The following is a 13,664-nucleotide window of genomic DNA, read 5'->3' as shown; positions in this document are numbered from 1 at the left end:
GAACCAAAGGAGAACGATGGCGGAGCACGAGTACGAGGCGAAGTTCCTGGCGATCGACGTGTCGGCCCTGCGGGACCAGTTGCGGCACGCGGGCGCCGAGCGGGTCTTCGACCGCACCCTGTTCACGCGCCTGATCTTCGAGAACGACGCCGTCCAGGGCGAGCAGTGGCTGCGCCTGCGCGACGAGGGCGGCAGGACGACCCTCACCCTCAAGCAAGTCAGCGATGCCAGCCACATCGGCGGAACGACCGAGATCGAGATCGAGGTCAACGACCTCGCCAAGACCGCCGAGCTCCTGAAGGCCACCGGCCTGCGCCAAGTCCGTTACCAGCAGAACTACCGCGAGGAGTGGCGCCTCGACGGGATCACGTACGACCTGGACACCTGGCCGGGCCTGGATACCTTTCTGGAGATCGAGGGCCCGTCGGAGGACGCCGTCCGCAAGGCCACAGCCGACCTGGGCCTGGACTACGCCGAAGCCCGCTTCGGCAGCATCGACCTGATCTACAAGAGCGAGCTGGGGCGGGACATCCTCGCGGAGCCGACCCTGCTGTTCGGCTGAGAGGGAAGCATCCACGGCGCCGCGGTGCCCCTTGCTCCGGCGGGGGCACCGCGGCCCGGAGATCGATCGACGCGGACGTCAGCGCCGGCGGCGGTGAGGGCGGGTTGGCTGTGGAGCGAGGTGACTGGCTGCTGGTGCGGAGCGGGGTGCGTGGTAGGTGAGGCGACGGATGCGCCAGATGAGGATCTGGGCCGGGGAGTGGGCGTCGTCGAGGGGGCGTGCGCCGGCTGCCCGCTGCAGGAGGGCGGTTGGGTTGTGGCCGGCGGCTTCGCAGGCGGCGAGAGTCGCTGTGAGGGCCGGCCAGGCGGGGTCGGTGAGGATGCGGTCGGCGTGGTCCGGGAGGGCGTGCCGGAGGGTACTGGCGTGCCGGGTGGCCGTGGCGGGGGCGGGTGCTTGTTGCACAAGTTGGTGCAGCGGCCGGGCTGCTGCTGTCTGGTAGGCGGTGAGGAGGTGCGCGTGGGCGCGGCGGGCGGCTTCGGCTTGCTGGGTGTGGTGGCGGGCTTGGTGCCAGTGGGCGGCGGCGATGACGGCCAGGGTGAGGGCGGACAGGAGCATGGCGAAGGCGGCGCCGTCGCGGGGCGGTGGCTGGCGCAGAAGGGTTTTCGCGGCTGAGCGGAGAGCTCGGGCCCGGCGGTGTTCGGCGGTGATGCGGGAGCGGGTGGCGCGTTCGTACGCGTCGGCGGCGCGCTGGAGTTCGTTGATCAGGCCGGGCGGGGCGAGCGCGGGGGTGAGGTCGAGGAGGGTGCCGATGGCGGCGATGTGGGCCTGGGCGTGTTCGTCGGGCGCGGTGAGCAGCGCCGCGGGCAGGTCGTCGAGTGCGGCCGTCGCCCAGTGCCAGGGGTCGTGGCCTGGGTGGTGGCTCGGCGGGGGGAAGCGCTGGCGGATGCGGGGCAGGGGGAGGTCGGGAGCGAGCTGGGAGCCGGGGAAGTAGACGGGCTCGCCATGGGCGGTGGTGTCGTCGGGCAGGGCGACCTTGTAGCCGAGGATGTCGCCGGACGGTGCCTGGCGTTGCTGGGCCAGGACGCCCATCGCGTCGAGGGTGCGGAAGAACTCGGGCTCGCTCCCCGCGAGGGCTACGGCTTGGCGCACCCGGGTCCGGAGCTGTTCGCGCGAGGTGAGTGGGCTCGCCTGTCGGCGGGCCTTCTCCTGTTCGGCTCGGGTGGGCGGCTTCGCGGCGGTGCCGTCGCCGCGGGCCACCTGGCATAGGCCCCATTCGCGTTCGATGCGGGCGCATTCGGCGTTGGCGCGGTGGTAGTCGTTCCAGTTGCGCGGTGCGCTCAGATCGCCGCGGACCTTGGTGGCGACGATGTGGATGTGGTCGTCGGCGTGGCGGACGGCGACCCAGCGGTAGCCGTCCGGGTCGCCTTGGGGGCAATGCCCGTGGCGGCGACGACGCGGCGGGCGGCTTCGGCCCACTCGGCGTCGGAGAGGCACCGGTCGTCGGGCGCGGCCCGGAGGGAGCAGTGCCATACGTGTTTCGCCGGAGCGCGGTGGCCGGCCTGTTTGACGCGCAGATCGAGGACACGGGCGAGCTGGGCGAGGGTTGCCGTATGGTCTCGGCCGGGGTCGGGGGCGAAGCCGTCGAAGGAGGCGATGAGGTGCGGGTCGGTGTGCTCGTTGCGGCGGCCCGGGCCGTAGAGGTAGGCGAGCACGCCATACGTACGCGCGCCGGCGCGGCCGACCTTCGGAATCACCGGCCGGTCCGGGAGGCGGCGCGGTCGGCGGCGGCGTCGATCGCGCGCAGGAGGTGCCCGACGGCGGCGAGGGCCGCCTTGACCTGATGCAGTACCGGCTGGTCGGCGGCGTGGAGGGCGCCTCCCGTGTTGAGGCGGTGTGCGATCTGGTTGAGGTTGCCGCCGATCTTGGAGACCTGGGTCCGGGCGGCGGCCAGCTCGTCGATCAGATCGTCTAGGGTCGTCCGCTCCGGGGCCGGCGCGGCTGTCCCGTCGATATCGGCCATGGTGGCGCGGGCGATCATGCGGGCGACGGCGATCCCCCGCCCCTTGGCAGCGTGCCGGATGGCCGCGGCCTCTTCGGCGCTGAAGCGGGCGGTGATGCGCTGGGTGCGCTGCTTCCGCAGACGCTTCCGGCGACGCTGCGGGCGGTGTTCGGCGGCGGCCACAGCTGCGCGCAACGGCCGCCGCTCCCCCGCCGGCTCCCCCAGGAGCCAGCCCTCCTCCGCCACCCCCGGGGCGGAGGTCCTCGCGCTGGACCGGCCCTTGGACGGTCCAACGCCATACCTTGCTGCGTGGTGTCGGTCGTCGGGATGGCTGGACTGGTGGGCGGTGGGAGTGTCGTCATGCACGGCTCGGGCACCTCGGTGATCGGGAGGGAGACAGAAGTCGTCCCACTCGTTGCATGGCTGGTCGGCGTGGGGACGAGTCGGACCGCCGGTACGGGTGGACCCGTCGCGCGGAAGAGAGTCGTCCCCGCGCCTGTCTGCGCGGGGACGACTGGTACGGGTCAGCAGGGCTCGGTGACGGCCTCGGGGCAGTACCGGCGCCACGCATCGAGGAACCTGCCGCGGGCGAAGCCCTTCGCCTGGCTGCCATCGGGGAAGCGGATATTGGCCGAGGCGATCCCGTAGTCGCGGAGCAGGAGCTGGAGGCCCCTCGGGGTCAGTCCGCCGTTGCCGTGCTCGCTCCACGGCGCTTCGGCGTCGTCGCGCAGGGCGGCAATCAGGCGGGCGGTGGGCAGGGCGTCCGGGTCGCCGAGTGCGGCGAAGACGCGGCGGATGTCGATGAGGATGCGGATGCGCAGGCCGTCGTCCTCCGTCTGCCGGGCCTCCGATGCGGACAGCGCCCGGCATGCTGCTCGGGCGCGAGCGGGCCATGTGCCTCCGGCCAGGTCGGCGACGATGACCAGCGGCTCCCAAGTGTCGGCGGCCCGGTCCTCCACCGGCATGGGTGGCTCGGACGCGCTCGCCGCCTCCAGCACTTCGGCGGACCAGGCGGACAGGCCGTCGCGGAGCCGGTGGAAGGCAGGGATGTCCCGGCGGGAACGGAACGACGCGACCGTCTCCCCCGGCGCCCGGCGGCGCATCCGGATGACGATGGCCCGGTCCATGATGGTGTCGGGCAGGTCCCCGATGCCAGCGAGTGCGGCCATGGCGAACGTGGGGAAGCGCAGGACTTTCTGCTCGGGCCCGCCAACGCGGAGGGTGGGCCGGTTGCGCTGGTGCCCGGCGTTGAGGAGGCCGCGCAGGTCTTCGTTCTTCTCCGCCGCCTTCACGGTGCCGAAGAGGGTGTCGGCCTCGTCCACCAGCAGCGTGGGCGGCTGATGGGTGATCGACCGGAAGATCGCTGACGGTGAGGCGTTGACCGTGATGACGGGATCGTGCACCGACTCGGTTACCACGTCGAGCAGTCGTGACTTCCCGCAGCGCTTCACCGGGCCCAGGATCGCGAGGCGCGGCGCGTGCTGGAACGCCATCTGCAGGTGCGTCGCCGCGACCCACAGCACCACCGCGTCGAGAGCGTGGGCGCTCGGCAGGATCACGAACCGGGCTATCGACTCGCGTAGTTCGTCCAGCAGTTCCGCTCCGGAGCCCGCGGACGGGGTCGTGGACCGATCCGTCGGACCGTCCGGTCCACAGCCCGTGGACCGCGGCGGGAGCCCGGGAACGGTAGCACGGCCCGATCCGGGGACCGTCCCGTCGGCGCGTGGACCGGACGCGGACCGGTCCGCAGACCGCGGAGTGCGGTCCGCCGGCGGTGTGGACCCGCCCGGGGCGGCGGTCGCGCCCCCGTCCTGGTCCGCGTGGACCAGGACGGGTTTCGCCTGCGGGCAGGCGGCCGTGGGGGGTGTAGCGGCAGCCGACTGCCGCGTAGGGTGCTCCACAGATGCTCCTCACCCGGCGGCGCTGGGGCGGGCAAGGCCCGGGCACCGCCGTATCGATCGTTCCCGCTCGGGGCGTTCGGCTGGGGACTCCTCGGCCCTCGGCGTTGGCGCGCCGGGGGCCGACTGGCCTTCCCCGCCGGTCTGGGCGACCGGGACACTACGTCGATAGCTGCTGAACAGTCCATGCTGACCTCCGGGTCAGGCAGCGGCTTCGGCCAAGCACTGCTCGCCCTGGACGCCGAGCAGCGCAAGCAGGTCGGCGGTCACGAGCGGTAGGCGTTGCCCAGCCGGAGGACTCGGCAGGGGTACTGACCGCGCTTCGCGAGGGCGTAGCCCGTGCTGCGGCCGATGGCAAGCGCACGGTTCGCGGTTTCCAGGCTGATCGCCGCGGGGAGAGAAAGCAGTTCCTCCTGGGTCATTCCCTGCTCTGCGGTGGTGACTTCGTGCGTTGCCATGAGAGCTCCTGTTCCGTCCGGCGGTCGTTGGGCCAGTACACATATCACGGAATCCCCGGCCACCCATTCCGCCCTTTCCATGCTTGGATGCACAGCCTGCCCGGAGCTCACCCGGGCGCGCGAACGAAACTCCGTACGGAAGGTAGCGATGAAGGGATCAACGCATCGGCGCTGCTACTGCCGCGACCCGCAGACAGGTAAACCGCTCGGCAAGAGTTGCCCGAACCTGGCTAAGCGTAACCACGGTTACTACTCGGTCCGCCAAGAGCTGCCGCCTCGTGAGGACGGATCGCGCCGCTCCTTCAGCCGCGCCGGCTTCGCCTCGCTGAAGGACGCGCAGGCAGCACTCGACCACGTGCGGGCGCTCCTCGCCCTCGCGGATGCGGACGACCCGGAGGCCGTCGCCAAGGTCACCGAACTGCTGGAGCGAGTGGCCGACGAGAAGACGCCCTTGCCGAACGTCGAGGAAATCCGCCGTCGTCTCGCGTCCGGCCAGGACCTGGCGAATTATCTGACGATCGGGGATTGGCTGGACCAGTGGCTGGGGGCCAAACGCATACGCGCATCGGGTATCACCCGCTATGAGGTTGATATCCGCATGCACCTCAAACCGCGCATCGGCCATCACCGTCTGGACCGGCTCCGTGTAGGCCACCTCTCCGACATGTTCGCCGCGATATCCGATGCCAACGCGGAAATCGAGGAGCAGAATGCCCAGCGCCGGTCCGCCCTGGCGGAATTGGCCACGCTTCCCTGGAAGGGGAAGGAAAATCGGGATCGCCGCAAGGCGATGAAGTCAGCCATCGACGCGATGCCGCCCTTCCGGCGGACCACCGGACCGGCGACCCGGCAGCACATCCGCGCCACCCTGCGCGCCGCGCTGAACGATGCCATCGCGCAGCAGATCATCACCTTCAACCCGGCAGCCCATGTCGAGATGGATCCCGTCCGCAAGTCCAAGGCGCTGGTGTGGACGGATGAGCGGGTCGCGAGGTGGGAACTGACGGGTGAGAAGCCCTCCGCGGTGATGGTGTGGACGCCGCAGCAGACCGGGGCCTTCCTCGACCACGTGGCCGAGGACCGGCTTTACGCCCTCTGGCACCTGATCGCCTTGCGGGGGCTACGCCGCGGCGAGGCGTGTGCTCAGCCGTGGTCGGAGGTCAGCCTCGACACCGGCATGCTCACCGTCACCACCCAGTTCGTGCAGGACGGCTGGGATGTCGCGGAGTCGGCGCCCAAGACCGACAGCGGGTTCCGTGTCGTGGCCCTGGACGACGAGACGGCCGCCGTCCTCAAACGGCACCGCGAGCGGCAGCAGCGGGAGCGCGAGGAGTGGGGGCCGGCCTGGGTCGAAACCGGCCGGGTCTTTGCGCAGGAGAATGGGGAATGGCTGCATCCGGGCAAGATCACAGACTACTTCGCGCGGCTGGTCGCCTCCTCCGGGCTGCCGCCGATCCGGCTGCACGACCTCCGGCACGGCGCGGCCACGCTCATGCTCGCCGCGGGGATCGACATCAAGATCGTGTCGGACACGCTGGGGCACAGCGACACCCGGATCACGCGCGACATCTACCAGAGCGTCTTCCCGCACGTCGCCAGGGAGGCGGCCGAGGCAGCCGCCAAGCTGGTTCCTCGCGCAGGTCAGAAGCGGGACGACAAGCCGAAGCACCGCAAGAAGAAGAACCGAAAAGGGAAGGGCAAGAGGCGGGATCGCTGAGGCTCCGCTCACGCATCGCTCACGCAAGGAGTCCCGTCCCAACCACCGTCTGAGCGGCTGAAGATCGCGGACAAACTAAAGGCCCAGGTCATGAGCAAGATGTCCTGGGCCTTCCGCGAGCCGCCTAAGGGAATCGAACCCTTGACCTACGCATTACGAGTGCGTCGCTCTGGCCGACTGAGCTAAGGCGGCGGGTGTGCGGTCCCCCGGGGTGGGGCTGCCGCTTATACACATCTGACCCTGCCTACCCAGGGGGGAGAGGCGTGCGTCTGGTGCGGGGGGGGGGAGGACGGCGGGGGTGGGGTGCGTGGTATGGGACAGGCCGCGGGGGGGTGGGGGGTGGGCTGGAACGCCTTCTGCGGAGCAGGTCGTCGGTCGTTTCGCGCAGGGTGCGGAGGCGGTTGGACCAGCGGCGGCACTCCGGGCAGGCCGTCAGGTGCGTGTCGAGGTCCTGCTCGTTCAGCCCCTCCGGTAGGGGCGCGTTCTGGGTGCGGGCCGATATGGCCGTGCGGTAGCGGATGCACTGCATAGCGACATCATCCCAGGTCATCAACAGGTGGTGCCCTCCTCCGGGCTGATGTTCTCCAGGAGGTAACTGTTGACGGCGGAGTTGACGCACTCGCTCGTCCCGCCGTAGGCGCCGTGGCCGTCGCCGTCGTAAGTCAGCAGGATGCCGGTGGCGAGCTGGTCGGCCAGGCCCTGGGCCCAGGCGTAGGGGGTGGCGGGGTCGCGGAGGGTGCCGACCACCAGGATGTCGGTGGCGCCTTCGGCGGCGATGCTCACCGGGTGGCCGGTCGGCTCCACCGGCCAGGCGGCGCACAGGAGCGTGGCCCAGGCGAAGTCGCGGCCGAACGTGGGGGACGCCTCCTCGTACGAGCCGATGGTGTCCTCCAGCGCTTCGGCGTCCTCGTTGCCGGCCGGGCTGTCGAGGCAGCTGATCGCCGGGAAGGCGAACATCGTCGTGCCGTAACTGCCGTCCGGCTCGCGCTCGTTGTACATGTCGGCCAGCTCCAGCAGCGGCCCGCCGTCGCCCTCGTCGATCGCCGCCGTGAGGGCCGCGCGCAGCATCGGCCACAGGTCCTCGGCGTAGAGCGCCATCGAGACGCCCGTGGTCGCGAGGGACTCGGTCAGCGGGCGGTTGGGGTCGCCGGACGGGAGGGGCTCGGCGTCGACTTCGGCGAAGAAGTCCGACAGGCGGCGGGACGCGTCGTCGGCGTCCTCCGAGCCGAGGGCGCAGTCGGGGCCGGAGACGCAGTCCTCCGCGAACGAGCGGAACGCCGTCTCGAAGCCGCCCGCCTGCTCGCGGTCGGTGTTCAGCGTGGGGAGCCGGGGGTCCATCGCGGCGTCGAGCACGAGGCGGCCGGTGTTCTGCGGGAAGAGACCGGCGTAGACGGCGCCGAGCTTGGTGCCGTACGAGAAGCCGACGTAGTACAGGTCCTCGTCGCCGAGCGCGGCGCGCAGGACGTCCATGTCGCGGGCCGACTCGATCGTCGAGATGTGCCCCAGCAGCTCGCCGGTCCGCTCCTGGCAGCCGGTGGCGAACTCTTCGAACGCCGCGAGCAGTTGGTCGGCCTCCGCGTCCGAGTCGGGGGTGCGGTCGGTCAGCGTGTACTCGTCCATCTCGGGGCCGGACAGGCACTCGACGGGCTCGCTGCGCCCGGTGCCGCGGGCGTCGAGGCCCACCATGTCGTACCGCGCGCGGACCTCCTCGGGGAACAGGTACTCCGCGGAGCCCTGCGCGAAGTCGACCGCCGAGGCGCCGGGGCCGCCGGGGTTCATCAGGAGGGCGCCGATCCGCCGCGACGCGTCGCCCGCCCGGTCCCGGGTGACCGTGAGCCGGATGTCGTCGGCCGGGTCGGGGTTCTCGTAGTCGAGGGGAACGGTGAGGCTCGCGCACTCGAAACCGGCCGCGTCGCAGGCGCTCCAGCTCAGCTCCTGGTCGTAGTACGACCGCAGCTCCGCCGGGATCTCCTCGGGGAGGGGCTCCAGCGGTGGCGCGTCCGGCGCCGGGGAGGTCTCGCCAATGCCGGAGGGGGCGCGCTCGTCCGGGCGGTCGTTGGACGAGCAGGCGGTGGCGAGCAGGGCCGTGGACGCGAGGAGGCCGAGGGCGAGGCGGCCTGTGGTGCGGAGGCTCATGGTCATCGAGCGTAGTCGCTCATCGCAGCGCCATCGTCATCGCCTCCACGGCGAGCAGGGGCGCCACATTCCGGTCGAGGGCGCGGCGGCAGTCGAGGACGGCCTCCATCCGGCGCAGCGTCTGCTCGGGGCGGGAGGCGGCGGCGACGCGCTCCACGGCCGCCGCGCTCTCCCCGCCCGCGAGGGCGACGGTGGAGCCGAACTGACGGGCCAGCACGTCCCGGTAGAACGCGGTGAGGTCGGTCAGGGCGAGGTCCAGGGCGTCCCGCTGGGTGCGGGTCGCCCTGCGCTTCTGCCGGTCCTCCAGCTCCTTCATCGCCCCGGCCGTGCCGCGCGGCAGGCGCTTGCCGTCGGCGGCGCCGAGCGCGGCGCGCAGCTCCCCGGTCTCCTTCTCGTCCAGCTCCTCGGCGAGCTGCTTGGCGTCCGCGGCGGCGGCGTCCACCAGCTCCTGCGCCGCGCGCAGGCACCCGCCGATGTCCTTCACCCGCTCGGGGAGCCGGAGCACGGCGGCCCGCCGGGCGCGGGCCTGCTCGTCGGTGGCCAGGCGCTTGGCGCGCCCGATGTGCCCCTGGGTGGCCTGGGCGGCGGCGCGGGCGACGTCGGGCTCGACACCGTCGCGGCGGATCAGGACGTCGGCCACGGCGGCGACCGGCGGCGTGCGCAGCGCGAGGTGGCGGCAGCGGGAGCGGATGGTCGGCAGCACGTCCTCCGTGGAGGGGGCGCACAGCAGCCACACCGTGCGGGGGGCGGGCTCCTCGACGGCCTTCAGCAGCACGTTCCCCGCGCCTTCGGTGAGGCGGTCGGCGTCCTCCAGCACGATGGCCTGCCACCGGCCGCCGGCCGGGGAGAGCTGCGCGCGGCGGACCAGGTCGCGGGTCTCCTTGACGCCGATGGTGAGCAGGTCGGTGCGGATCACCTCGACGTCGGCGTGGGTGCCGATGAGGGCCGTGTGGCAGCCGTCGCAGAAGCCGCAGCCGGGCCGGCCGCCGAGCGCGAGGTCGGGGCTGAGGCACTGGAGCGCGGCGGCGAACGCCCGCGCCGCCGTGGACCGGCCCGAGCCGGGCGGGCCGGTGAACAGCCAGGCGTGCGTCATCGCCGAACCGGACAGCTCCGGCTCCGCGCCGCCGGACGCCGCCGCGACATAGGCGTGCGCGTCGCGGGCCGCCGCGGCGAGCTGCTCCGCCACCCGGTCCTGACCGACCAGATCGTCCCAGACCGCCATCGCGCACTCCCTCCCACCGCAACGGGAACCGCCGGCCCACCGCCGGCACCGGGGACCATTGTGCGGCACCCCACTGACAGCGGGGCCCGTTCGGAGGAACCTCCCGTGGTGACACCGTGACGCTGGGCGCACATTCGGGTCGTCATATGGAACGTTTGCCGCATGATGCACATCCTGCGCGCCGCCGCGACCGCAGCCCTGGCGGGGGCGCTTCTCCTCACCGTCCCCGGATCGTCGCAGGCCGTCGCGGACGACGCCCCGGTCCCCGCCTCCAGCTCCGGCCTCGGCGTCTTCGCCCGCCTCGGCGACCTCGACGTGGCCGAGGCGTACGCCGCCTACCCCGAGGGTCCGGCCCGGATCACCGTCGAGACCGTCGAGCTGGACGACCTCGGCACCGTCCAGCAGGTCACCGCGACCGCCTCAGGCGACGACGAACGGGGCCGCAGCGCCGCCGAGGCCGGGGTCGAGAGCGCGCGTCTGGGCATCGGCGACATGGCCCTGCGCACCGGTCACATCCGCGCCGGCTGCTCGACGGGCCTGGGCGCGGCCCCGGTCGGCGCGGTCTCCCTCGGCGACGTCGTCCTCGGCGTCCCCTCCGGGACCGACATGACCTTCGCCGAGACCCCGGCGCCGAACACCACGCTCCTCCTGCCCGACGGCCTCGGCCGGGTGGTCCTCAACGAGCAGATCGCCGAGGACGACGGCTCGCTGACCGTCAACGCGTTCCATCTGACGCTGGCGGAGGGCGAGCTGACCCTCGGCAGCGCCAACTGCGGCACCCGCACCGGGATCGCGACCCTCACCGGCGTCGCGCACGAAGCCGACGACGGGACCGCCGACAGCGGCGCGGCGCCGGCCGGTGTCGCGGGAGTCCGGTTCGAGGTCGTCGACGAGGCCGGTCTCGTCCTCGGGAGCTGCGCCACCGGCGCCGCCGGCCGGTGCGGCGTGGACTTCGTGCCCCGGGACGACATGGACGCCTACGTCTGCGTCGCCGACGTCCCCGACGGGTACGTCATGCCCGACGCCGACGCGGTCTGCTCCGGGCCGTACCGGGTGGCCGCGGGCGAGGAGGTCGTCATGGGTCACCCGTCCGAGCTGGAGCGCGACGCGGGCTGACGGTCAGCGGCGCCGGCCCCGGCCGCCGCCGGGCCCGTTCTCGTCGTCCTCGTCCCGGTGCGGGCCGAGCAGTTCGTCCGCGAGCGAGGGGACGTCGTCCAGCGGCGTCTCCTCCGCCCACTCGGGGCGGGTGCGCGGCGCGGGCGGAACGGCCGGCGGCGCGGGCGGCGGAGGCGGAGGCACGACGTCACCGCCGTCGCCGTCGCCAATCTTCGGCATCGGCCGGGTCTCGCGGACCGCTTCCGCTCCCTCGCGCGGGATGACCGCCGTCTCCTCGTTGTCCGGGTCGGCCAGCGGGAGCTGCACGGTCCTGGTGCTGTCGGACTCACCGGCCACGGGAGCGGCCGGTTCGGCGGCCGGTGCCGCGGGTTCGGCCGCCGCCGCGGCGGCCGCGGCGGCCGCCTGCCGTGCCCGCTCGGCGCGCAGCAGCGCCTCCTCGGCCTTCCGCTGCTTCTCGCGGCGCCGCTCCTCGGCCTGCGCGCGCAGCCGCGCCTCCTCCTCGGCCTCGCGCCGGCGCCGTTCCTCTTCCTCCCGGCGCAGCCGCTCCTCCGCCTCGCGGCGGCGGCGTTCCTCCTCCGCGAGCCTGCGGGCCTCCTCGGCCAGCCGACGCGCTTCCTCGGCCCGGCGGGCCTCCTCGGCGAGGCGCTGTTCCTCTTCCTCGCGCCGCCTGCGCTCCTCCTCCTCGGCGCGCAGCCGTGCCAGCTCCGCCTGCCGCTCGCGCTCCAGGCGCTCTTCCTCTTCCTTGCGCTTGCGTTCCTCTTCCGCACGCCGGCGCGCTTCCTCCTCCGCGCGCCGCCGTGCCTCCTCCTGGGCGCGCAGCTCCTGCTCGGACAGCGGCAGCATCCGGTCGAGCCGGTGCCGGGCGGCGGTGGTGACGGACGCCGGGTCCTGGCCCGCGTCGATCACCAGATACCGCGCCGGGTCGGCGGCGGCCAGCGCCAGGAACCCGGCCCGCACCCGCTGGTGGAACTCGTTCGGCTCCGACTCCAGCCGGTCCGGCGCCTCGGTGAACCGCTCGCGGGCGGTCTCGGGCGACACGTCCAGCAGGATCGTCAGGTGCGGCACGAGCCCGCTCGTCGCCCATCGCGAGATCCGCGCGACCTCGGTGGCGGACAGGTCGCGGCCCGCGCCCTGGTAGGCGATGGACGAGTCGGTGTAACGGTCGGAGATGACGACGGCGCCGCGTTCCAGGGCGGGCCGGATGACCGACTCGACGTGCTCGGCGCGGTCCGCCGCGTACAGCAGCGCCTCGGCCCGGTCCGACAGGCCGCCCGAGGCGACGTCGAGGAGGATGGCGCGCAGCCGCTGACCGACCGGCGTGGCGCCGGGCTCGCGGGTGACGACGACCTCGTGGCCCTTGCTGCGGATCCACTCCGCGAGCGCCTCGACCTGGGTGGACTTGCCCGCGCCGTCGCCGCCCTCGACGGCGATGAAGAACCCGTCCGCCGCCGGTGCCCACCGCTCCGGCCGCGAGCCGCCGCCCAGCGCGACGGCCAGATCGCGGCCGAACGGCACCCCGCGCCGGTCGTCGGTGCGGCCGAGCACGACGGCGGCGACGGGCAGCATCAGCGCGCCGACGATCATGAGGGTGAACGCGGCGCCGCCGTGCTGGAGGACGAAGTCCCCGCGCTCCACGCGGTGCGGGCCGATGAACGCCGCGCCCAGCGGGGCGGCGACCAGCGCGACCGCGACGGCGACGCGGATCACGGCGTGCAGGTGCTGGGTGAGCCGGGGCCTGCGGAACGCCTCGGTCTCCTGGTCGAGCAGCACGTGCCCGGTGTGGGCGGCGACGCCCGCCACCAGCCCGGTGACGGCGGCGGTGAACAGGACGGTCGCCGGGTCCGCGATCATGCCGGTGCCGAACAGGCCCAGGCCGGTGAGCGCCAGCGTGAGCGCGAACAGCCGGCGCCGCGACAGCGCGGGCAGCGCGGCCGGGGCGGTCCGCACGCCGACCGCGACGCCGCCGGTCAGGCCGAGCACCAGCAGCGCGAACGAGACCGGGCCGCCGCCCTGGTCCCCGACGCGCAGCACACCGAGCGCGACGGCCGCGGCGATGGCCGCGGCGACGGCGGCGCAGCCGAGGATCAGCACGGGAACGGCGCCGGTCCTGCCCTTCTCCGCGCCGGTTCCGGCGGCCGGGCGGCGCAGGCCCTCCAGCGGCGAGCCGGGCCGCCGGGACGCGGTGCCGGGCAGCCGCAGGAAGTACAGCACCGAGACGGACGCGGCGAAGAATCCGGCCGCGACATACGAGGCGAGGGCCGCCTGGTGGGTGGAGAACCAGTCGAGGCCGGTGGCCAGCAGGTTGCTCACCAGGGCGGCGCCGAGCAGGGCGACGGCGGCCAGCGGAATGGCGACGTAGCCGCTGCGCAGCCAGAGGCGGCGCAGCGCCTCGGGGTGGTCGGGCAGCGGGCGGACGGCGGCGCCCTCGGGCGGCGCGGGCCGCCCTGGCGCCTTTGCCCCACTGGATGTGCCGCCGAAGAGGGCGGGGGAGGGTGGCGCGTGGGAGGGGAGGTGGGAATAAGAGACAGCGGCCCGCCCCGCCGCCGGAGGGCGACGCCGTCCGCCCGCGGCCCGGCCGCCCCGAGGCGCTGCGCAGCCAGAGGCGGCGCAGCGCCT

At 73.3% G+C, this 13,664-nt stretch carries 9 protein-coding genes, 1 tRNA gene and 1 pseudogene; 3 read left to right on the top strand and 8 right to left on the bottom strand.

Annotated features, from left to right (window positions below; genetic code table 11):
- Positions 1–16 precede the first annotated feature (16 nt).
- Positions 17–562, top strand: coding sequence for a class IV adenylate cyclase (locus BN2279_RS17440; protein WP_059010614.1), 546 nt, complete (start codon positions 17–19; stop codon positions 560–562).
- 78 nt (positions 563–640) lie between these two features.
- Here the strand turns inward: BN2279_RS17440 and BN2279_RS17435 are convergent, their stop codons facing one another.
- From BN2279_RS17435 to BN2279_RS17415, 4 genes and pseudogenes are all read right to left on the bottom strand, one after another.
- Positions 641–1,978 carry a relaxase/mobilization nuclease domain-containing protein gene (locus BN2279_RS17435; RefSeq protein ID WP_234347975.1) on the bottom strand — a complete coding sequence of 446 codons (1,338 nt, stop codon included), beginning with the start codon at positions 1,976–1,978 and terminating at the stop codon, positions 641–643.
- 274 nt (positions 1,979–2,252) lie between these two features.
- On the bottom strand, positions 2,253–2,696 hold the full coding sequence (gene mobC, locus BN2279_RS17425) for a plasmid mobilization relaxosome protein MobC (protein ID WP_159037250.1): 444 nt from the start codon (positions 2,694–2,696) through the stop codon (positions 2,253–2,255).
- A gap of 329 nt (positions 2,697–3,025) precedes the next feature.
- Positions 3,026–4,060, bottom strand: coding sequence for a DUF3631 domain-containing protein (locus BN2279_RS17420; protein WP_407702262.1), 1,035 nt, complete (start codon positions 4,058–4,060; stop codon positions 3,026–3,028).
- Between the two features lie 540 nt (positions 4,061–4,600).
- Positions 4,601–4,857 (bottom strand): annotated as a pseudogene (locus BN2279_RS17415) (hypothetical protein).
- A gap of 148 nt (positions 4,858–5,005) precedes the next feature.
- Between BN2279_RS17415 and BN2279_RS17410 the strand changes: the two are divergent.
- Positions 5,006–6,574: a tyrosine-type recombinase/integrase gene (locus tag BN2279_RS17410; RefSeq protein WP_059010607.1), complete on the top strand. Its 1,569-nt coding sequence runs from the start codon at positions 5,006–5,008 to the stop codon at positions 6,572–6,574.
- A 118-nt stretch (positions 6,575–6,692) separates the two neighbouring features.
- On the opposite strand, the gene BN2279_RS17405 is transcribed toward BN2279_RS17410, so the two are convergent.
- The 3 genes from BN2279_RS17405 to BN2279_RS17395 all read right to left on the bottom strand — a co-directional run bounded on the left by BN2279_RS17405 (position 6,693) and on the right by BN2279_RS17395 (position 9,932).
- Positions 6,693–6,766 (bottom strand) — tRNA-Thr (locus BN2279_RS17405).
- Positions 6,767–7,123: 357 nt separating this feature from the next.
- Positions 7,124–8,716 (bottom strand): alpha/beta hydrolase, encoded by a 1,593-nt coding sequence (locus BN2279_RS17400; RefSeq protein WP_059010605.1) that lies wholly within the window; start codon positions 8,714–8,716, stop codon positions 7,124–7,126.
- Positions 8,717–8,729: 13 nt separating this feature from the next.
- On the bottom strand, positions 8,730–9,932 hold the full coding sequence (locus tag BN2279_RS17395; RefSeq protein ID WP_059010603.1) for a DNA polymerase III subunit delta': 1,203 nt from the start codon (positions 9,930–9,932) through the stop codon (positions 8,730–8,732).
- 162 nt (positions 9,933–10,094) lie between these two features.
- Between BN2279_RS17395 and BN2279_RS17390 the strand changes: the two genes are divergently transcribed.
- Positions 10,095–11,048 (top strand): choice-of-anchor P family protein, encoded by a 954-nt coding sequence (locus BN2279_RS17390; protein ID WP_059010601.1) that lies wholly within the window; start codon positions 10,095–10,097, stop codon positions 11,046–11,048.
- Between the two features lie 3 nt (positions 11,049–11,051).
- Here BN2279_RS17390 and tmk read toward each other — a convergent pair whose 3' ends face one another.
- A complete protein-coding gene (gene tmk, locus BN2279_RS17385; RefSeq protein WP_234347974.1) occupies positions 11,052–13,358 on the bottom strand; it encodes a dTMP kinase in 2,307 nt (768 codons plus the stop codon).
- Between the last annotated feature and the right edge of the window lie 306 nt (positions 13,359–13,664).

Origin of the sequence: Streptomyces specialis (assembly GCF_001493375.1) — a bacterium.
GTDB lineage: Bacteria > Actinomycetota > Actinomycetes > Streptomycetales > Streptomycetaceae > Streptomyces > Streptomyces specialis.
Note: the sequence above shows the minus strand (reverse complement) of the source record. Positions and strands in the feature narration are given on the sequence as shown.